This window comes from Halosimplex pelagicum (assembly GCF_013415905.1).
GTDB classification, from domain to species: domain Archaea; phylum Halobacteriota; class Halobacteria; order Halobacteriales; family Haloarculaceae; genus Halosimplex; species Halosimplex pelagicum.
This window is the reverse complement of sequence record NZ_CP058909.1, coordinates 4,629,244-4,648,406: the sequence shown is the minus strand read 5'-3', so window position 1 is coordinate 4,648,406 and position 19,163 is coordinate 4,629,244. Positions and strand designations below refer to the sequence as shown.

Annotated in this window: 24 protein-coding genes and 2 tRNA genes; 3 read left to right on the top strand and 23 right to left on the bottom strand. The window is 69.7% G+C overall.

The window, feature by feature from the left end:
* Positions 1 to 227 precede the first annotated feature (227 nt).
* The 18 genes from HZS54_RS23250 to HZS54_RS23165 all read right to left on the bottom strand — a co-directional run bounded on the left by HZS54_RS23250 (position 228) and on the right by HZS54_RS23165 (position 12,383).
* Positions 228 to 2,201 carry a hypothetical protein gene (locus HZS54_RS23250; RefSeq protein WP_179919460.1) on the bottom strand — a complete coding sequence of 658 codons (1,974 nt, stop codon included), beginning with the start codon at positions 2,199 to 2,201 and terminating at the stop codon, positions 228 to 230.
* 81 nt (positions 2,202 to 2,282) lie between these two features.
* Positions 2,283 to 3,026, bottom strand: a complete 744-nt coding sequence (locus HZS54_RS23245) for an isopentenyl phosphate kinase (protein WP_179919459.1) — start codon at positions 3,024 to 3,026, stop codon at positions 2,283 to 2,285.
* The gene (mvk, locus tag HZS54_RS23240) at positions 3,023 to 4,006 is read right to left on the bottom strand and encodes a mevalonate kinase (protein WP_179919458.1); all 984 of its coding nucleotides are present in this window, start codon (positions 4,004 to 4,006) and stop codon (positions 3,023 to 3,025) included. Before mvk ends, HZS54_RS23245 begins: the two co-directional genes overlap by 4 nt.
* A 65-nt stretch (positions 4,007 to 4,071) precedes the next feature.
* Complete coding sequence (locus tag HZS54_RS23235; protein WP_179919457.1) at positions 4,072 to 4,449, bottom strand: DUF5518 domain-containing protein; 378 nt, start codon at positions 4,447 to 4,449, stop codon at positions 4,072 to 4,074.
* 81 nt (positions 4,450 to 4,530) lie between these two features.
* Complete coding sequence (locus tag HZS54_RS23230; RefSeq protein WP_179919456.1) at positions 4,531 to 6,141, bottom strand: molybdopterin-dependent oxidoreductase; 1,611 nt, start codon at positions 6,139 to 6,141, stop codon at positions 4,531 to 4,533.
* 106 nt (positions 6,142 to 6,247) lie between these two features.
* Positions 6,248 to 7,033, bottom strand: coding sequence for a 30S ribosomal protein S2 (gene rpsB / locus HZS54_RS23225; protein WP_179919455.1), 786 nt, complete (start codon positions 7,031 to 7,033; stop codon positions 6,248 to 6,250).
* A complete protein-coding gene (eno, locus tag HZS54_RS23220) occupies positions 7,030 to 8,235 on the bottom strand; it encodes a phosphopyruvate hydratase (RefSeq protein ID WP_179919454.1) in 1,206 nt (401 codons plus the stop codon). Before eno ends, rpsB begins: the two co-directional genes overlap by 4 nt.
* Entirely contained in the window at positions 8,232 to 8,408 is a 177-nt protein-coding gene (locus HZS54_RS23215) for a DNA-directed RNA polymerase subunit K (RefSeq protein ID WP_179909143.1), read from the bottom strand. The genes eno and HZS54_RS23215 overlap by 4 nt, the downstream gene beginning before the upstream one ends.
* Entirely contained in the window at positions 8,405 to 8,605 is a 201-nt protein-coding gene (locus tag HZS54_RS23210) for a DNA-directed RNA polymerase subunit N (RefSeq protein ID WP_179919453.1), read from the bottom strand. Before HZS54_RS23210 ends, HZS54_RS23215 begins: the two co-directional genes overlap by 4 nt.
* A gap of 7 nt (positions 8,606 to 8,612) precedes the next feature.
* Positions 8,613 to 9,011: a 30S ribosomal protein S9 gene (locus HZS54_RS23205; RefSeq protein WP_179919452.1), complete on the bottom strand. Its 399-nt coding sequence runs from the start codon at positions 9,009 to 9,011 to the stop codon at positions 8,613 to 8,615.
* Positions 9,005 to 9,442 (bottom strand): 50S ribosomal protein L13, encoded by a 438-nt coding sequence (locus HZS54_RS23200; protein WP_179919451.1) that lies wholly within the window; start codon positions 9,440 to 9,442, stop codon positions 9,005 to 9,007. The genes HZS54_RS23205 and HZS54_RS23200 overlap by 7 nt, the downstream gene beginning before the upstream one ends.
* On the bottom strand, positions 9,439 to 9,789 hold the full coding sequence (locus tag HZS54_RS23195; protein WP_006883728.1) for a 50S ribosomal protein L18e: 351 nt from the start codon (positions 9,787 to 9,789) through the stop codon (positions 9,439 to 9,441). The genes HZS54_RS23200 and HZS54_RS23195 overlap by 4 nt, the downstream gene beginning before the upstream one ends.
* Positions 9,790 to 9,807: 18 nt before the next feature.
* Positions 9,808 to 9,892 (bottom strand) — tRNA-Leu (locus tag HZS54_RS23190).
* Between the two features lie 177 nt (positions 9,893 to 10,069).
* Positions 10,070 to 10,837 (bottom strand): DNA-directed RNA polymerase subunit D, encoded by a 768-nt coding sequence (locus HZS54_RS23185; protein WP_179919450.1) that lies wholly within the window; start codon positions 10,835 to 10,837, stop codon positions 10,070 to 10,072.
* 2 nt (positions 10,838 to 10,839) lie between these two features.
* Complete coding sequence (locus HZS54_RS23180) at positions 10,840 to 11,229, bottom strand: 30S ribosomal protein S11 (protein ID WP_135362638.1); 390 nt, start codon at positions 11,227 to 11,229, stop codon at positions 10,840 to 10,842.
* A gap of 1 nt (position 11,230) precedes the next feature.
* On the bottom strand, positions 11,231 to 11,749 hold the full coding sequence (locus tag HZS54_RS23175; protein ID WP_179909149.1) for a 30S ribosomal protein S4: 519 nt from the start codon (positions 11,747 to 11,749) through the stop codon (positions 11,231 to 11,233).
* A complete protein-coding gene (locus HZS54_RS23170; RefSeq protein WP_179919449.1) occupies positions 11,749 to 12,276 on the bottom strand; it encodes a 30S ribosomal protein S13 in 528 nt (175 codons plus the stop codon). The genes HZS54_RS23175 and HZS54_RS23170 overlap by 1 nt, the downstream gene beginning before the upstream one ends.
* 22 nt (positions 12,277 to 12,298) lie before the next feature.
* Positions 12,299 to 12,383: transfer RNA gene (locus HZS54_RS23165), tRNA-Ser, on the bottom strand.
* Positions 12,384 to 12,625: 242 nt separating this feature from the next.
* On the opposite strand from HZS54_RS23165, the gene HZS54_RS23160 reads away from it, so the two are divergent.
* Together HZS54_RS23160 and HZS54_RS23155 are read left to right on the top strand one after the other, a co-directional pair.
* On the top strand, positions 12,626 to 12,913 hold the full coding sequence (locus HZS54_RS23160; RefSeq protein WP_179919448.1) for a hypothetical protein: 288 nt from the start codon (positions 12,626 to 12,628) through the stop codon (positions 12,911 to 12,913).
* Between the two features lie 111 nt (positions 12,914 to 13,024).
* Complete coding sequence (locus HZS54_RS23155) at positions 13,025 to 13,573, top strand: NUDIX domain-containing protein (RefSeq protein WP_179919447.1); 549 nt, start codon at positions 13,025 to 13,027, stop codon at positions 13,571 to 13,573.
* An 18-nt stretch (positions 13,574 to 13,591) separates the two neighbouring features.
* Here HZS54_RS23155 and moaA read toward each other — a convergent pair whose 3' ends face one another.
* Positions 13,592 to 14,671 carry a GTP 3',8-cyclase MoaA gene (moaA, locus tag HZS54_RS23150; RefSeq protein WP_179919446.1) on the bottom strand — a complete coding sequence of 360 codons (1,080 nt, stop codon included), beginning with the start codon at positions 14,669 to 14,671 and terminating at the stop codon, positions 13,592 to 13,594.
* A 128-nt stretch (positions 14,672 to 14,799) separates the two neighbouring features.
* Between moaA and HZS54_RS23145 the strand changes: the two genes are divergently transcribed.
* Positions 14,800 to 15,900 (top strand): ArsR/SmtB family transcription factor, encoded by a 1,101-nt coding sequence (locus HZS54_RS23145; protein ID WP_179919445.1) that lies wholly within the window; start codon positions 14,800 to 14,802, stop codon positions 15,898 to 15,900.
* A gap of 30 nt (positions 15,901 to 15,930) precedes the next feature.
* Here the strand turns inward: HZS54_RS23145 and HZS54_RS23140 are convergent, their stop codons facing one another.
* The 4 genes from HZS54_RS23140 to HZS54_RS23125 form a co-directional block, all read right to left on the bottom strand.
* A complete protein-coding gene (locus HZS54_RS23140; protein ID WP_179919444.1) occupies positions 15,931 to 16,689 on the bottom strand; it encodes an archaeal proteasome endopeptidase complex subunit alpha in 759 nt (252 codons plus the stop codon).
* A complete protein-coding gene (locus HZS54_RS23135) occupies positions 16,689 to 17,396 on the bottom strand; it encodes an Ntn hydrolase family protein (protein WP_179919443.1) in 708 nt (235 codons plus the stop codon). The genes HZS54_RS23140 and HZS54_RS23135 overlap by 1 nt, the downstream gene beginning before the upstream one ends.
* A 93-nt stretch (positions 17,397 to 17,489) precedes the next feature.
* Positions 17,490 to 18,113 (bottom strand): hypothetical protein, encoded by a 624-nt coding sequence (locus HZS54_RS23130; protein WP_179919442.1) that lies wholly within the window; start codon positions 18,111 to 18,113, stop codon positions 17,490 to 17,492.
* Between the two features lie 145 nt (positions 18,114 to 18,258).
* Positions 18,259 to 19,086 (bottom strand): IS5 family transposase, encoded by an 828-nt coding sequence (locus tag HZS54_RS23125; RefSeq protein ID WP_179918055.1) that lies wholly within the window; start codon positions 19,084 to 19,086, stop codon positions 18,259 to 18,261.
* Positions 19,087 to 19,163 lie beyond the last annotated feature (77 nt).

The window sequence follows — 19,163 nt, the reverse complement described above, 5'->3', positions numbered from 1 at the left end:
TGGACGCTCGCGTAACTGCCCCGCTCCGGACCGTTCCGGTCGACCGACCCGCGAGCCGTCGGGCGTTCCCGACGGCCCACGCGTCACCGGCGCGGTCGGAGCGCAGTCCGCATCGGCGTCCGATGCGTCAGCCGGCCGCCCACTCCGCACCCGGGCGGCCGTATGCTCGGTTACTTCCACCTATACGGCGAGGTTTTAAAAAGCGTGCGACTCGTCTCCGCGAACTGTCACTCCTCGCCGACGTGACCCGGCCCGGTCGTCCAGCCGCCGTCCTCGCCGTCCGTCTCCGAGTCGTCTCCGTCGTCGCCGGAGCTGTCCCCATCGCCGGGACCGTCGACGACGCCCGCACCCGGGGCGCCGCCGTCGCCGTCGTCGCCGCCGTCGCTCTCGGACGATTCCTCGCCTGCGTCGACCACGTCCGGATCGGTCGCGGGCTCACCCTCGGCGGACCCCGGCGCCAGCGGGTCGTCCGGCTCGGCCTCCTCGCCGGCTCCGGTCGGGGCGTCGGACGCATCGTCCGCCGCGGGCGCCAACGGGTCGTCGCCCCCGCTCGCGAGCGAGTCGTCGCCACCGCCCGGAGCCAGCGGGTCCCCGGACTCGCCCGGTGCGAGCGGGTCGTCGGTCCCGCCCTCGTCGTCGGGCGGGAACGGCTCCGGCTCCTCGTCCGGGTCGTCCGGGACCGCTGCCGGCGTCTCGCCACCGGGACCGTCCGGTTCGCCGTCCTCCCCGTCCGCGGGGGATGCCGAACCGTCAGCGGGGGACGCGGCCGAATCGTCGGCTGGCTCGGTCGCCGCGTCGTCGGACCCCGTCGGCCCCGAATCGCCCTCGCCGGCCGCCGTCGACGGGTCCGACCGCTCGCCGTCCCCGTCGCCGGGTGCGAACAGGTCGTCGTCGGCGCCCGGCGCCAGCGGGTCGTCCTCCGTCTCCGACGCCAGCGGATCGTTCTCCGTCTCCGACGCCAGCGGATCGTCCTCCGGCTCCGACGCCAGCGGATCGTCCGCCGACTCGCCCGACGCGGCGTCCGAACCGGGACTCCGCGTGGCGTCGCCGCCGGGCGCCGGACCGTCGCTCGGGCCCGCGCCTCCCCTGTCCGCCGGATCGGTCCCGTCCTCGGCACCCGACTCGTCTCCGCCCGCGTCCGAACTCCCGTCCGCGCCGGCGTCTCCGGGTCCTCGGGCTGGACCGCCCGCCTGCCCGAATCCGAGTTCCTCGGCGATACCGCTCTCGTTGGCCACGTCCTCCGGCGATTCTCTGGCGTCCTCGGCGCCGTCGTCCGCCCCGTCCGCGTCGGCGGTCTCGGACTCCGGTCCCGGTCGCGACGGGTCGTCGGCCCCCGACTCCTCACTCATCGAGCCCCCGGCGTCGCCCGCCGTCGCCGGGGGCTCCTCCTGTCCGTCGCCGGCGTCTCCCTCGGTCGGCGCCTCCCCGTCGGCTCCGGCCTTCCCGGCAAGCGGGTCGGGCTCGTTCGCGTCGTCGGTCCCCGGCACCTCGTCGCTCACGCTCGGTGACACCCACTCGTCGGCCGTCGTCTCGTCGGATCCGTCGCCGGCCTCGGACGCGCCCGCGTCGTCGTCACCGGAGCGGGTCGGTCGCTCGTCGCCGCCGGTCGCTTCGGGGTCGACACCGGGCGCCCGCGTCGACTCCGGGTCCGTCTCTGTCGCCGGGGACGCGACGGCGCCGTCGGTCGGCTCGTCGGGCTCGGTCCCGTCGTCGGCCGCCGCGGGACCGGTCCGCGGTGCGGCGGCCCCTCGGTCCCGGGGTTCCGGCTCCGGCCGCTCGTCGGCGCTCCCGTCGCCGCCCAGCGGGTCGTCGGATCCGCCGGTCGGACTCGCGGCGGCCGCGCTGTCCTCGGTCGTCGACTCCGACTCCGCGTCGGCGTCGGTCTCTTCGCCCGCGTTGCTCTCGGTATCGTCGGACGGTCCCACGGCGCCGACGACCCCCGCCCGCGTGCCGTCGGCGACGAGTTTGAATGCGAGACCGGCCTGGCCGGCGCCGTAGACGAGGACGCCGAGGACGACTGCGAAGCCGCCGGCCGCGGCGGACGCGCCGTCCGCGCTCACGTCGAGCGTGCCGACGTTCCCCTCGACGAGAAGCCAGACGCCGCCGCCGACCAGCGCGCCGCAGACGGCCACCAGTATCAGCCAGTACGAGAAGAGGTAGAATCCGTACCGAAACGCCGCTCGTCGGGGGACCGATGTCATATCACCTCCATTGCATAGCCCGGCCTAATAGGTTACGCCCATCGAGTCGGCGACGAGTCCCGCGCCCGGTCGGCCCTCGCGTCACTCCCCGCGGACGACGGTCCCCGGCGACCCGCCGGCGACGAACTCGTCGAGCCCCCCGGGGCCGAAGACGTGCGCCGGCGCGCCGAGCGCGAGCAGTTTCTCCACCTTGGCGGCCATCCCCCCAGTCACGTCCGTCGCGTCGCTGCCCCCCAGCGCGTCGGCGGCGTCCGCGAACCGCTCGATCCGCGCTATCACGTTGCCGTCGCCGTCGAGGACCCCCGGGACCGTCGAGCAGAGGCCGACCCGGTCCACGTCGAGCGCGCCGTCCTCGGCCAGCGCGACGACGAGGTCGTCGCCGCTCGTGACCGTCACGCCGGAGCCCGACTGGACGACCCCGTCGCCGTGGAGCACCGGGACGAACCCCTCGGCCAGCATCGTCGCGACGCTCCCGGTCGGCAGGGTGAGGTCGCCGTCGGCGTCGCGGCTGGCGAGCGACAGCGGCCTCACCGGCAGCGCCTCGACGCCGGCGTCGTGGAGCGCGTCGAGGACGGCGGCGTTGAGCCGCCCCATCGCGTCGTGGATCGCCCGGGCGTCCGCGGCCGAGCGGGTCCCCGACTCCGCGCTGACGCCGCGCTCGGCCGCGGCGTGGTGGCCGAAGCTCCCGCCGCCGTGGACGAGGACCAGGCCGCCGTCGAAGTCGGCTACCGCGTCGGCCGCCCGAGAGAGCGCCGCGTCGTCGACCGTCTCGGGCGACTCTTTCTCGGTGACGACGCTCCCGCCGAGTTTCAGCACGGTGGTCATTCGACGTGGACCCCCTCGGTGTCAAGTTCCGCCCGGAACGTCTCCTCGCAGCCGGGGAGATAGCGCAGCGCGGTCTCGGTCTCCTCGCTCTCGTCGAGGGCGACGACGCAGCCGCCGCCGCCGGCGCCGGTCAGTTTCGCCCCGAGCGCACCGGCGTCGCGAGCCGCCCACACCATCGCGTCCAGCGACCGCGAGGAGACCCCCAGCGCCGACAGCAGGCCGTGGTTGAAGTCCATCAGCTCACCGAGTTCCTCGAGGTCGCCGGCCGCGAGTGCGTCCTCGCCGCTACGCACCAGGTCGCCGACCGCCGCCACGGTGTCCGCGGCGAAGTCGTAGGAGTTCTTCAGCTCGCGCACGCCCGAGACGAGCGCGCCCGTGTCGCCCGCGCCGCCGTCGAACCCCACGACGAAGGGGAGCTCGGGCGCGTCCAGCGAGCGGCAGTCGTCGCCCTCCACGCGGACGGCGCCGCCCGTCGCCGAGCAGAACGTGTCCGCCCGGGAGGCGTTGCCCTCCTGGACGGCCAGCTCGGCGGAGTAGGCGCGCTCGGCGACCTCGTCGGTCGAGAGGTCCGTTCCCAGCTCCTCCGCGGCCGCGTAGATGCCCGCGGCGGTCACCGCCGCCGAGGAGCCCAGTCCCGCGCCGAGGGGGATCTCGCTCTCGATGGTGATGTCGAACCCGGCGTCGGGCGCGTCGGCGGCGTCCCGGGCCTGCTCGACCGCGGCGTCGACGTAGCCGGTCGCCGCCTCGACGAGCGACTGGGGCACGTCCACGTCCGGGTCGCCGCCCGTCGTCCCGCCGTACTCGACGGTGAACCCGTCGAGGCTCAGGTCCTCGGCGTGGACCCGGAGGTGGTCGTCGGCCCGTCGCTCGACCGTCACCCGCGCGCGGCGGTCGATGGCGCAGGGCACCGCCGGCTCGCCGTACACCACTGCGTGCTCCCCGAAGAGATACACTTTCCCGGGAGCGCTCGCGGTAACCATGCTCGCTCGTCGGGCACGCGGGGAAGTAATGGTTTCCGAAGGGCCGCGGGAGGTCGCCGCCCGGTTCAGAGGTCGATGTTCGTGTCGTACTTGACGTAGTTGCCGATCCAGCCGCCCAGGGCGCTCAGCCCGACGAAGTACAGCACCAGGAACACGAAGAGGAAGAGGACGATGATACCGCCGATCGCGAAGCCCGCCGCCTCGCCGCTCCCGATGGCGATGAACCCGAAGATACTGAGGATGACGAACGCGATCGCGGCGGACGGGATCAGCGCGATCACGCCGGAGATCGCGCCGACCTTCAGCCCGTCGGAGCGCGTCCCCCCCTGGAAGTACCCCGCGAGCGCGCCGCCGAACATCGGCGCGAACGGGAGGAAAAAGCCCGCGACCGTCGATACCACGGCACCGATCAGCGCGTTGACGAACGTGTTGCCTTCGTCCATGCCCCCCCGTTGACCCACCTGGGACTTAAAAGTGCCACTCGTTCCGACACGTCACACCGCCGACGCATCCGACCGGGCCGCTCACAGCGAGACGGTCACGGAGTGCCAGCCCGTCGACCCGCCGGGGTGGGCGCCCGTCTCCTCGCTCGTCTGCAGGTTGCCCGTCCCGTCGGTGGCGCGGACGACCACGTCCTTCGGCCCGGAGTCCGGCAGCTCGGCGACGTGGCGAAAGCGCCGCCAGGCGTGGGGCGACGGCGGCTCCTCCAGGTCGGCGTCGGCCCACGTGTCCCCGCCGTCGAAGCTCACTTCGACGCCGTCGACCCCGCGGCGGCCGCCGTAGGTGACCCCGCCGACCGCCACGCGGTCGCCCCGGCGCTGGACCCCCCGAACGTACGAGAGCGTGTTGACGACGGCCTCCTCGACCCAGCCGCGGGCCTCCCAGTAGCTCTCATGGTCGCCGGCGCTGACCTCGATGGTCTCGACCCACTTCGTCGACTTCATCCCGTACCGGCCGGGGATCAGGAGTCGCGCCGGGAACCCGTGTTCCTTCGGCAGGGTCCGCCCGTCCATCCCCACCGCGAGCACGATGTCCTCGCGGTCGCGCACGGCGTCCCACGGGATCGCCTCGGTGTAGCCGTCCGCCGCCCGGGTCACCACGTCCTCGGCGGCGTCGGGCACGCCCGCTTCCTCCAGCAGCGCCCGCACCGGCACCGCCCGCCACTCGACGGTGCTGATCAGGTTCCCGCCGACGGCGTTGGAGATACACGCCGTCGTGACCGTCATGTCGCGGGCCTCGGGGTGAGTGACCACGTCCGAGAAGGACAGGTCGTAGGACTCCTCCACCGCCCCGCGGACCGACAGCGACCACCGCTCGGCGTCGACGGTCGGATTGGAGACGTTCTTGTCGACGACGTAGTGGTCGGCGGCCGTCCCGACCGCCGGGGGCATCCCCGCGAAGTCGTAGCCGAAGGCCGGGTCCGCGTCGTCCTCCGCGACCGAGACGACGACGTTCTCGGTGGTCCTACGCGATTCGAGCACCTCGCCGCTCCGGGCGGTCGTCACCGTCCGCCCGGAGTCGGGCGTCGTCGTCCCCTCCTCGCGCTTCTCGACGACCGCGTCCAGCGACTCGCCGGGCTGGGGGCCGTCGCCGGAGGTCGCCGGCCGGCCGAGGCTCCGTGCGACCACGCCGCCGCCCGCCGCCAGCCCGACCGCCCCGCCGAGGTTCCGGAGCGTCCGTCGCCGTCCCACCGACGGGCGGTGCCCGCCGCTCGCCACGCGGAGGAGCGCGGGGGGAAGGAGCGCGAGCGCCGTCGCGAGCGTCCACCGCCAGAAGACGCCGTCTGCCGCCGCGCGAAAGCCAGCCGCCGTCAGGACGACGACCAGCACCGAGACGCCAGTCGCCAGATACCGCTCCTGGGCCCGCGTCGTGCCGTACCCCTCCGCGAACGCGGCGACCCCCGCCGCGGCGGCCACCGCCGCGATCGCGATCCCGGCCATCAGCGCCGGCTGTGCCGCCGCACCCAGCGTCTCGATAGCCAGCGTCGCCACGGCACCGGGCGAGACCTCGATCACGACCTGGGCGGCGACCGCCAGCGGGTGCCCGCCAACCAGCGGCGCGGCCGCGAGGACCCCGACAAGCCACACCACCGCCGTCGCCGCCCACCCGAATGCGGCGCGCTCCTGTCCGTCCATACCCCGCCCTCAGGACTGACGGCGGTAATACTTTGTGCGGACGCGTCGGCGCGATGGCGACCGCTACGGCGTCGGTGAAAACAATGCGGAAGTCGAAACGGGTGCGTTAAATCTCGGTCTCGAAGTCGTCGAGCCCGTAGGACGGCTCGGCGCCGCGGCGGTCGAGCGTCTCGTTGGCCAGCAGCCAGTAGACGACCGACAGGGCCTTGCGCCCCTTGTTGTTGGTCGGGACGACCAGGTCGACGTTGGAGGTCTGGTTGTTGGAGTCGCACATCGCGATGACCGGGATGCCGACGGTGATGGCCTCCTTGACGGCCTGGGCGTCGCCGATGGGGTCGGTGACGACCACGACGTCGGGCTCGATGTAGCCCTCGTAGTCGGGGTTGGTCAGCGTCCCCGGGATGAAGCGGCCGGTGCGGGCGCGGGCGCCCACGGCGTCGGCGAACTTCTCGGCGGGGAAGCGACCGTACTGGCGCGACGACGCCACGAGGATCTGCTCGGGGTCGTAGTTGGCCAGGAAGTCCGCCGCGGTCCGGATGCGCTTGTCCGTCATGCTCACGTCGAGCACGTACAGCCCGTCCGTCCGGACGCGGTGGATGAACCGCTCCATGTCCTTGGTCTTCTGCTGGGTACCGATGTGGACACCCGCGGCCAGGTAGTCCTCGACGGGGATGAGGAGGTCCGCCTCGTCGTCGGGCATGACGTCCTCGTCGAGGGCGGGCCCCTCGTCGGCCTCTTCGGCCGGCTCCTCGTCGGCCGCCTCGTCGGCGACCCGCTCGTCGGCCCCAGTGGCCGGTTCCTCAGTCTCTGTCTCGGCCGCCGCGTCCTCGTCGACCTCGGGGTCGACCTCGGAGTCGCTGGCGTCGAGACCTTCGTTTTCGTTTCCGCTCATACTGCGTTGTCCTCGATTCGGATGAGTTCGTTCAGTTTGGCAGTGCGCTCGCCCGCGACCGCGCCCGTCTTGATGAACGGCGCGTCCGTCGCGACTGCGAGGTGTGCGATGGTGGCGTCCTCCGTCTCGCCGCTGCGGTGGGAGACCACGTGTCCGTAGGCGTTCTCGACCGCCAGCTCGATGGCGTCGAACGCGTCCGACAGCGTCCCGATCTGGTTGGGCTTGATCAGGATGCTGTTGGCTGCGCCCTGCTGGATGCCGTCACCCAGCCGGTCCGTGTTGGTCACGAACAGGTCGTCGCCACAGACCAGGGTCCGGTCGCCGACCTTCTCGGTCAGGTCCGCGAAGCCCTCGTAGTCGTCCTCGTCGAGGGGGTCCTCGACGTACTTGAGGTCGTACTCGGCGACGAGGTCGGCGATGTACTCGACCTGCTCCTCGGTGGAGCGCACCTGGTCGCTGTACACGTAGCCGCCCTCGTCCTCGTCGTACATCTCCGCGGCGGCCACGTCCAGCCCGAAGCGGATCTCGAAGCCGACCTCGTCGGCGACCGCCTTGGTCGCCTCGTCGACGATCTCGAAGGCCTCGCTGTCGTCGATCGACGGCGCCCACGCGCCCTCGTCGCCCTTGCCGCAGGGCTCGTCGCGCTCGATCAGGATGTCGTGGACCTTCCCGTGGACCGCGGCGTTGGCGAAGATGGCCTCGGAGACCGAGGGCGCCCCGACGGGCGCCGCGAGGAACTCCTGGATGTCCGTCGCGTCGGCGGCGTGTTCGCCGCCGCCGACGATGTTGCCCAGCGGGACCGGGAACGTGTTCCCGCGGAAGGTCCCGCCGAGGTGCTGGTACAGCGGCGCGCCGGTGACGCTGGCGCCGGCCTTCGCGGCGGCCATCGAGATGGCGACCGCGCTGTTGGCGCCGATGCCCGAGAAGTCGTCCGTGCCGTCGGCGGCGTGCAGCGCCGCGTCGACCTCGCGCTGGTTGCCCGCGTGGACCTCCCCGACGAGTCGGGGCACGGCGTCCTCGCGGGCGGCGGCGATGGCCTCGGCGGCCGGCAGCTCGATGGCCTCGTACTCGCCCGTGGAGGCGCCGCTCGGTGCGGCCGCGCGGCCGAAGCCGCCCTCCTCGGTCAGCACGTCGGCCTCGACGGTCGGGTTGCCCCGCGAGTCGAGCACGCGGCGCAGCCGCACGTCGGTGACGAGCGTCACTGCTCACCCCGCCGCACGGTGAAGGGTAGCGCACCGGAGTCGTACTCCTCGGCGGCGATCAGGATGGGCTGGGTCTGCTCGGTGTCGACGAGCACGGGCGCCCCGTAGGCCACCTGCAGCGCTCGCGCGCCGATGATGCGGGCCTTCTCGTAGCGGTTGTACTGCTGGCTCATTGGTAGGGTGCGACGATGTCGACCAGGTCCTTGTGCGAGACGAGCATCCGCCGGCAGCAGTGCCGTTCGACGCCCAGGTCGTCGAGGACCTTCTCCGGGTCCTCGGGATCCTCGGCTTCGCGGGTGCGAGCCTTGAACTCCTCCCAGTGCTCGCCGACGACGGTACCGCACGTGAAACACCGGACCGGGACCATCATGGCGATATCACCGGTAGGACTTCTGGTAGCGGGCCCGTGCGCCGGGGCCGCCCCACTTCTTGGACTCGCTCTGGCGCACGTCGTTGACCAGCAGCGACCGGTCGAACTCCATGAAGGCGTCGCGGAGCTCGGCGTCGTTCGTGTGCTGGACCAGCCCGCGGGCGATGGCGGTGCGGGCCGCGTCGGCCTGCCCCATCACGCCGCCGCCCTCCACGTCCACCTCGACGTCGACGCCCTCGCGGAGGTCGTCGTCGGCCAGGCGGAACGGTTCGAGCATCTTCAGCTGGGCCAGCTCCGGCTCGGTCAACTCCACTGGCTGTGCGTTGATACGCACGCGACCCTCGCCCTCGCGGATCGTCGCGCGGGCCACGGCCGTCTTCTTCTTTCCGGAGGTGTTCGTTACCATGTGTTGTTGGCTCCCAGTGCCTCGCTCACGTCGCCGAGCGAGACGAACTTGATGTTCGACAGTCGGTCCAGCGACGTGCCGTCGAGCACTTCGCCGTCGTCGTCGTAGGGGTTGCCCACGTAGACGCGGACGTTCTCGAAGGCGTCGCGACCGCGCGTCGTCTTGTAGGGCACCATCCCGCGGATCGACCGCTTGAGGATGCCGTCCGGTCGCTTCGGGTAGGCCGGCCCCTGGTCGGAGCCCAGCTCCCGTCGCGTCTCGAACGTGCCGATCACGTCGTCCTCGCTGCCGGTGATGACCGCCGCCTCGGCGTTGACCACCGCGACGCGCTCGCCGTCCATCGCCCGCTCGGCGACCTGCGAGGCCACGCGACCGAGGATGCAGTCACGCGCGTCGACGACCACGTCGGCCTCGAACTCGGCGAGGCTCATCGGATCACCCGCACGTTCGATCCCTCGGGGTTGTTCTCGAGTACCTGTTCTAGCGGTGCCGCCTCGCCGACCTGGTCGATCTTCTTCTCGGCGGTGCCGGAGAAGTCGACCGCGGCGACGGTCACGTCCTTCTGCAGGACGCCACTGCCGAGCACCTTGCCGGGCACGACCACGGTCTCGTCTTCCTGGGCGTATCGCTCGATACGACCCAGGTTGACTTCCGCGTGGGTGCGCCGCGGACTCTCTAAGCGCTCGGCCACGTCGCCCCAGACGTCGCCGCCCGAGTTGCGGGCGGTCGTCTTGAGGTCAGCGATGAGGCTACTGAGTCTCGGATTGCTCTTGCTCATACGTTTCTCCTAGAAAAGTGCAGGGAGCAGGATTTGAACCTGCGGACCCCTACGGGACAGCGCCCTGAACGCTGCGCCGTTGGCCTGACTTGGCTATCCCTGCTCGCAAACTGCTGTTTCGTGCCGCCCCTCAAACCGCTTTCGATCCGGTCGCCGTCTGCGACCGATCGGTCCGCCGTCCGCGCGTTTCCAGCCGGACGAGCGGGGCGCTCGTGGCCGTCGGAACTGCCGCCCGACGACCGGATGCGAACGCCGTGGGTTCGAGGGGTGTCGTTCATCGTTACAGTTGGATCGATTCGCGCAGTTCGTCCGCGCGGTCGCGCAGCGACCCGACCGCCCGGGTCACGAGCTCGTCGACCGTCAGCGACCCGTCGGTCTCGACGTGGAAGACGAAGGCGTTCGGCACGTCCTCGACCTCTAGCTCTTTGCCGGGGTAGCGCTGGGTCAGGTCGTTGCCGAACTCGTCGGTGTGGACCAGCTCGCCGTCCTCCTCGATCACGCCGCGGAGGATGTGCGGTTCCTCGTCGGCGAACTCGCCCTTGTCGCCGACCACGTTCACGCGCTGGAGGTGGCGGTAGCCGACGGCCACGCCGCCCTGGTGTTTGGCGTGGTCCCGACCGCGGTCGAGCACGGCGTCGGCCTCGGCTTCGAGGCGCTGGCCGGCCTTGAGGTCGATGATCGGGATGTTGTCGTTGGCGGGTCGGACCGCCTCGTCGCTGGAGACGATGTCGCCCGAGTACGCGGTGACGGTCTCGGTCGTCTCCTCGCGGCTCGGCCCCTCCACGTCGAGCGCCAGCGTCACTTCGTCGCCGATCTCGAACTCGCCCTCGGGCGTGGTCAGCGGCACCAGCCCGAGCCGGAGTCCGATCTGCTCGTCGAACATCACGCTGGAGTTCTCCACGACGCGCAGCTGGTCGATGGAGAAGGTGGGCACGTCCGCGATCATCGCGCGGCGGATGCCGTTGGCGAACGCGGGGGTGATCCCCCGCACCAGGAAGCGCGCTTCCCGGTCGCCGCGTTCGACGAACTCGACCTCGTAGTCCTCCATCGTTAGAATCCTGCGTTCTTGGGACCGCGAGTGCCGTCGTGCGGGATCGGGGTCACGTCCTCGATGCGACCGATCTCGAGGCCGGCTCGCGCCAGCGCGCGGATGGTCGCCTGCGCGCCCGGACCGGGGTTGGTCTGCTGGTTGCCACCCGGGCCGCGCACGCGGACGTGAACGCCCTCGACGCCCTGTGCCTGGACCTCCTCGGCGACGACCTCGGCCATCTGCATGGCCGCGTACGGCGAGGCCTCGTCGCGGTTCTGCTTCACGACGGTCCCGCCGGAGGACTTGGCGAGCGTCTCGGCGCCCGTCTCGTCCGTGATCGTGATGATCGTGTTGTTGAACGATGCGTGTACGTGGGCGATGCCCCACTTGTCGTCCTGGGTCTCGCTCATGTTATTGGTCCTCCGCGCGTTCGGGGTGGAGTTCGTCCGTCAGCGGGCTCGTCGAGTCGAACTCGACGCTCCCCTCCTCGCTCACGTCGACCTTCTTCGAGGGCCGGGTAACGCGCTGGCCCTCGACGGTGACGTGACCGTGGGAGACGAACTGCCGGGCCTGACTGGTCGTGTTGGCCAGCCCCTTCCGGTAGACGACCGTCTGCAGTCGCCGTTCGAGGATGTCCGTCACGTCCAGCGACAGGATGTCGTCCAGCGAGTCCGTCTCGTCGAGGACGCCGATGCGCTTGAGGCGGGCGAGGAACTCCTCGGTCTCCTTGGCCGCGCCCTCGGCGTCGGTCTGGCCCAGTAGCTTCCGGGCCTCCCGGCGGTAGGCGCGCAGCTCGGACTGGGCGCGCCACAGCTCCTCCTTGTTCTTCAGGCCGTACTGGCCGGTGAGGGCGGACTCCTCGCTGATGCGCTCGCCCTGGTAGGGGTGGTTGGGCGTCTCGTAGAACTTGGTGTTGCTACCGAGCGCCATTACTCCTCATCCCCCTCTGCCTCGGCCGCCTCGGCCTGCTCTTCCTTGATGGCCTCGACGTTGACGCCGATGGTGCCCTCGGAGCGACCGGTGGACTTGGTGCGCTGTCCGCGGACCTTCTGTCCGCGCTTGTGCCGGACGCCCTTGTAGGAGTCGATCATCTTCATGCGGTTGATGTCCTGCCGACGGGACATCTCGAGGTCGGTCCCCGTCTCGTGGGTGCTGTCGCCGGCGAAGAAGTCGTTCCGGTGGTTGACGAGCCACTCGGGCGCCTCCTCGGCGAAGCCCTCCACGAGGGCGACGATCTCGTCGATGTCCTCCTCGTCGAGTTTGCCGAAGACTGCCCGGCGGTCGATGCCGGCCTCCTCGGCGATGATGCGGGCCGCGCGATGGCCGATACCGTTCATGTCGGTGAGCGACCGCTCGACGGACTTCGTGCCGTCGAGGTCGGTCTGGCCGATTCGGACGAAGTAGCGGATGTCCTCTTCCTCGTCCGCTTCGTCCGGGTCTTGGTCTTCTGCACTCATGTGTCTGTGATTCGGGTGTGAGCGTCGTGGCGGGGATTCGAACCCCGGAGGCTGTACGCCACAGAGTTAGCAACCCTGCGCCTTGGGCCAGGCTTGGCTACCACGACACGCACTTTGCAGCGTGCGGTTGTATACTACCGCCCTCGCGGTCGCGACCGGCTGTCACGTGCGGGACTCGGGGCCCGGCGCCCCTGCACGAGCGTATCTGAATTACCTCCTGGCCCCTATTTAAACATCACGAAGTGGGCGCCTCGCGTGAACCGCTGGCACGGACCCGATCCGCCGACCGCGGGAAACCTCACCCGGCACCCGCCGTCACCGCTTTCCCCGCCCGTCCCGTCGGGTCGATATGGCCGATCCCGACACCGAATCCGTCGACCCGGCCGACGGCGAGGCCGTCCGGAACGCGCTCGAACGCTTCGCCGGGGCGACCGCCGTCTCCGAGGGCGACGACGGGTCGGTCGTCGCCGACTTCCGCGGGCGGACCCACGTCACGGTCCACCCCGGCGGCCGGGTCGAGACCGGGATGCCCCTCCACGAGTTCTCGGGCGTCCCCGAGCGGCTCGTCTTCGACCACGACGCCGGCGAACTCCGCGTCGAGCGCGACGGCGTCACCTACACCTTCAGACGGCCGTAGGGCGCCCGCCCGGGAGTCCCGAACCGCCCGACCGGCGGCCGCCGCCGTCGACCGAACCCTCACGATCGAATCGACGCAGGCGTTAACAGCCCGGCGGACGACCGTCGGGCGATGACGAACTTCGAGCCCGACTTCTGCGGGTACTGCGGGCACGAGCTCCGCGACTCGGATCTCGCTCCCGGAGCGTCCGTCTGCGACGACTGCGAGCGGTACGTCTTCCACAGCCCGACGCCTGGCGCGAGCGTCACCGTCGTCGACGCGGAGCGAGCACTGCTGATCCAGCGTGCGGTCGGCGAATCGGAAGGACAGTGGGGTACGCCCGCCGGCCACATCGACTGGGGAGAGGATCCCGCGCGAGCGGCTGCGCGCGAACTCGAAGAAGAAACCGGCCTCGTCGTCGACCGCGACGACCTGATGCTGGTCGCCGGCCGCGGGACCTGGGTGGTCGATGGCAAGCACATGGTCGGTTTCGAGTACGCCGTCCACCGGGAGGACACGCGCGGCGACCTCGACGCGGGCACCGACGCGAAAGACGCCCGCTTCTGGACCGCCGAGGCGTGGGCGGCCGCCGACGAACGGATGCACGACACCACTCGCGAGCGCTACGGCACGACCGACATCGACGAGATCGTCGCGAAGACGCTGGCCGAACTCGACTGAGCGAGCGCCGCTCGGCGGTCAGTCGTCGGTCTCGGCCGGCGCCTCGTCGACGCTCGGGTACGCGTCGCCGCCGGCCGCGCCGTCGAGGTACTTCTCGTCGACGACCCACTCGCCGTCTTCCTCGACCATGTACTCGCCGTAGAAGGGAACCCGGTTCGCGACCGTCTCGCGGAACGTCTCGCGGATCTCCCCGCGAGTCATCTCGCCCATCGGCCGCAAGTCGTCGTTGCGATTCAGACACCCCTTCAGGTACCCTTCGTGCGTGACGCGCACGCGATGGCAGTTCGCGCAGAACGTCGGGTTCTCGACGGGGTCGACGATCTCGACCATCCCCGCCTTCGACTCGTCGACCGCGCCGTCGTCGCCCAGGAGGTCATCGCCGGCGAGACCGCTCCCTTCCGGCGTGACCCAGTAGCGCTTGCGGTCGTGCATCTCGCGGCGTTCGACGTGGTCGGCCTGCTCGGCCAGCCAGTCGTGGACGCGACCGATATCGATCGCCCACTCGGGATGACCGGCGATCTCCGGCATGTACTCGATGAGCTGCAGGCGCAGCCCCTCGTTCTCGGCGACGTGCTCGACCATCTCGGGAACGTATCCCGCCGTCCGCTCGAAGACGACCATGTTGAGCTTCACCGGTGCGAGCCCCGCCGACAGCGCCGCGTCGACGCCGTCCATCACGGCGTCGTAGGCGGCGGCCTGGGTCACCTGCTTGAACGTCTCCTCGTCGAGCGCGTCCTGGGAGACGTTGACCCGTTCGAGCCCGGCGTCGACCAGATCCGCGGCCCGACCGGGGAGCATCGTCCCGTTCGTGGTGAGCGAGACCTCCATCTCGTCGGGCGTGCGAGCGACGATCTCCTCTAGGTCGTCGCGCAGGAGCGGTTCGCCGCCGGTGAACTTCACCGAGTCGACGCCGAACTCCGCGACGACCTCCAGGAAGCGGACCACGTCGTCGGTGCTCATCTCGTGCTCGCGGGGCGCCATGGGGCCTCGGGTGTCGCCCAGCCCCTCGTTGTGGCAGTAGACGCAGTCGAAGTTGCACCGGTCGGTGAGCGAGACGCGCACGCCCGACACCTCCCGGCCGAACTCGTCCGCGAGCATACCGGCCCTTTCGGCCCGGCGGTAATAAGGCCGGTGCCCGTTGCAAGGTTTCCGCACACCCGCCCGCGCCGGCGCAGGGATCGCCTCCGACGACAGGTTGAAACCGCCGTGGCACGCAGTGTCGTGTCATGACTCACGGCCGGCGGGACGGGAGCGGAGACGGAGCGGCGGGCTCCGGGTCCGCGGCCGCCACCGCGAGCGACGCCGAGGACCCAAACGCGGCGACGCCGAGCGACGCCTTCGGCGCGCTGGGCGGGGAGACGCGTCTCGCCGTCGTCCGCGCGCTCGACGCGGAGTCACCGCGCGCGTTCTCCGACCTCGTCGACGCCACCGACGCGGACACCTCCGCCGGGTTCGCCTACCATCTCCGCCAGCTCACCGACCGGTTCGTCCGCCAGCGGGCCGACGAGCGCTACGAGCTGACCGACGCCGGCCGGTCGGTCGCCCGCGCGCTCGCCGCCGGCACCTACACCGCCAGCGTCGACCGCGAGCCGGTCGATCTGGACGAGCCGTGCCCGCTCTGCCGCGAGAACGGACTCGTCGCCGCGGTCGCGGACAACGTCACCGAGGTCGGCTGCGAGCGCTGTGGCGGGACCGTCCTCCGACTCTCGCTCCCCCCGGGCGGCTACGCCGGCCGCGATCCCGACGACTTCGCCGACGCTATCGACGCCCACCACCGCCGCCGCATCGAATCGTTCGACGACGGCGTCTGCCCCGAGTGCGCCGGAGCCGTCTCGACCCGGATCGAACCGGTCGTCGACGACGACCGCGGCGGGGACGAGCGTAGCGGGTCCGAGGAGGACGGGGAAGGCGACGAGTACGTCCCGGTCCAGACGGTCTACGAGTGCGACACCTGCGGTGCCGACCTGCGCTGTCCGGTCGCGCTCACACTGCTCGACCACCCGGCGGTCGTCGCGTTCTATCACGACCACGGCCGAGACGTGCGCGACCGCCCCATCTGGAACGTCGGCAGCGAGTGGCGCGAGCGGGTCGTCTCCCGCGACCCGTGGTGTATCGTCGTCACCGTCCGTCTCGACGGGGACGAGCTCGTCTGCTACGTCGCGGGCGACGGCCGCGTCGTCGACCACCGTCGAGAGTCGCGCGATGACGGACCGACGGCGGGGAGCGACGCCGACGACGCCGCCGACTCGACCGCGGTATCGACGGACGACACCGAGGGCGTGGGCGCGAACGACCGCGCCGCCGAGTCGGGCGCCGCCGAATCCTGACGGGTCCCTACCGGCGCGTGCCGCCTCCCGTCACGACGCCGTTCCGAGTCCGGCGTCGGTCAGTGCCGCCTCCCGCCGGTCGCGGTCGAACGCGTCGAAACCGTCCCCGTCCAGTACGGCCACGTCGACCTCCTCGGCGGTCGGCGATTCCTCGGTACTCTCGGCCAGTGCGGTGAGCGCGAGCGAGACGCCCGCACCGGTGTCCAGCCCGGCCGCGTACTCGGCTTCGAGGTGGTCGCGGACGGCGTCGCTCCCGCGGCCGACCGCGGTCGCTCGCCACTCGGTGGGCGTCCCCGATGGGTCGATCTCGTAGAGCTGCGGGTCGGGATCGGTGGCCTCACCAGCCGCTGGGGACGCCTCCGGAACGCCGCCGACGAGCAGCGCGGCCCCGAACGGCCGCGTCCCGCCGGTCTGGGTGGACTCCTGGATCCGGTCGGCGACGGCCTTGGCGAGCGGTTCGACGCCCGGCGGCTCCCCGTAGCGCAGGCGCTCACGCTGGGCGAACTGCCGCCCGAAGTCGACGAGCCGTCGCGCGTCGGCGACGTGACCCGCGGTCGCCACCCCGAGCCGCCCGTCCAGATCGTGAACTTTCTCGATGCTGTCGACCTCCATCAGCGGCGACCGCGGCCGGGCGTGGGCGGCGAACACCACCGCGTCGTCGGTCGCGACGCCCACCGCGGGACTCCCGCGCTTGACCGCCTCGCGGGCGTACTCGACCTGATACAGTCGGCCGTCCGGCGAGAAGACCGTCACGCCGCGGTCGTACGCCCGCTGGTCGTTCGACTGCATCAGGCCACCTCCTCGCCGGTGGTGCCGGGGCCCGACGCGTCTCCCGTCTCGTCATATCCCTCGATGTCGACCCCGTCGGCGGTGACCGTCGCCACGGTCACGCCGTTGCCGCTGGCGGTGTCGCGCTCGCTCGCCGCTTCGACCGCGGCGACGGCCGCCCCGGTCGCCTCGGGGTCGAACCGACGTTCGAGCACGCCGTAGGCGACCTGCATCCCGCTCCCGCCCGCCGCGTAGTCGGTCGCCATCACGCTCCCGCCGCCGTCGAGTTCGTAGACGTGACCGCCCTCGGCGTCGACCCCGCCGAGGATCGGCGCGACCGGTAGCCCGCGAACGAGGTGACCAGCCGTCTGCGAGAGCGCTCGCATGCTCATCGGTTCCTCCCGGCGGGACTCGTAGAGACTCGTCTCGGCCCGCAGCGACCGGATCAGGTTCTGCGCCGGCCCGACCGACCCCGAGATCGCCAGCGCGGCCGTCGGGTGGACTCGCGAGATCTTCTCCGCGTTCTTGTTCGTCGTGAACTTCCCGCCGAGGCTCGCCCGCTGGTCGGCCGCCATCACCACGCCGTCGTCGGCGACGATCGCGACGATGGTCGTCCCCGTGTCGAACGTCGGCGCGTCGTGGTCGATCTGTTTGGCTTCCGAGAGTTCGTCGTGGGGTAGTTCGTGCAGTCGGTCGTCGTCCGCGGGACCGTAGTTGGGTAGCGTCATCGGCAGGGTGTCGGAGTCGGCCGGAGTTATATGTTAGCTAAAAAATAATTTAGTAGCAGGGTACGAACAAGCGATTGTCTCTCTTCTATAAAATCAGTCAGCAGTTGCGTTGTAGAGCGTTTGATTTCCTGTTCTCATGTCCATATTGTACACGAATTCGATCTCGTCAGCAGTCATGTTTCTCTCAGTATCCCAGTACTCTTCGGTAAATTCTACAGCGTTAATCTGGCCCGTATAGTACTCCCGTGCGAGCGATGTATTGACGATGAGAGTCTTTGGTTGAGTACCAGTGTTGTTCACTTCCGCAATTCGAAGTCTGTCCGTTATTTTCCCATCAATTCTTCCTAGATCGTGGTGAGCAACAGCCTGTGCATATCCACTGCTGACTAGCGTGTTTATTTCGCTGGCTCTTTTGACATCATTCTCTGATTTGGATGTTAGATTCAAGACCACAATCAGGGAATTCCCTTCTGCAACTTTCCAAGCACGAAGTCTAATTGGAGTTGCCGCATCAACTTCTGCCTCTCCAAAGACCGCGCCTACAAATTCATCGTACTTTTCATTTGCAAATGGGTCAGATGCAGGAGTCGGCGTAGGTACAGTAGTTACAGGAGGTACTGTTGTTTCAGCAGACACTGGCGAAGGCTCCGGAGTTAGAGTGGCTGAGGGTGTTAATGTTGGCGACATAGTCGTAAGTGGGGTCTCGGTTGAAGTCATAGTGGAAGTTTGTGTCTCAGCCGCAGAAACCGCTGTATATTGTGTGAAAGTAGAAACCGGTGTTTCCGTTGAGGTTCCCGGTTCAGTATCACTTAGGTTATTAACGAAAAGTCGGCCGTGGTGAATCGCCAGACGTAGCTTGATTTCACGGTGTCACGGCTCGCTTGATGTTGTGAACGACACATTTCAGGACGATTTCGCGGAACTCCCGAAACCACGCTCGCGCACGCACGGCGTCGCCGAGCGTGCGCTTGATCGTCGAGAAGACGGTTTCACACGTCGATCGTTGGCGGTAGCGAGGCCCATCGATCCGCGCGTTGTGCGCGTGATCGATGGGCCGAAACTCGCGGTGTTTGATCAGTGGTCTCACGCCCTCCTCTCGGAGTTTCTCGCGTAATTCCATCCAGTCGTAGCCTTTGTCTGCAGCGAGGCTGGCCAAGTCGCCCGCGTTGCGGCGGGCGACCTGCCAGCCGAGCTGTGTGTCGTGGCGTTTCTCGGTCGTACAGTGAACGTCCAGAATCGCGTGGCTTTCTGTGTCGACGAGCGCAGTGGTTTTGAGCGTCTGGACGCGGTAATTCGTCCGGCGGCAGTAGTGTTTGCTGGCGGTTTCGCGGTCGAAGAACGTCGCGTCGATCGCGGCGTGACCGCTCGGGTCGTGCAGCTGCGCCGAGAGGCGCAGCAGCACTCGCCAGAGTGCTGTCTTGATCCTATCAAACCACTTGACCAGCGTCGAGTGATCGGGGAGATCGGTCGCGTCGAGGCCGATCTCTCCGAGTATTTGTGGCATTTCGCTCAGCAGATCGAGTGTTTCCCGGTACGACTTCTCTAGGTAAACCCGCAGACAGTGCAGCGACAGCACCGCGTACTCGGCGAAGCCGCCACCCCCTTCGGGGGCGGCGACTTCGCCTCGCCCACCAACAGCGTTTTTAGCTAACTGAACCGCTTTGTTCGTGAAGCGGGAGATCTTCGACATAGGCATCGGCGATTTCCCGCTTCACTTTCCTCGTTCTGACGGTCGAAGCCAACGCCGTACAGCGATTCACCAGAGCC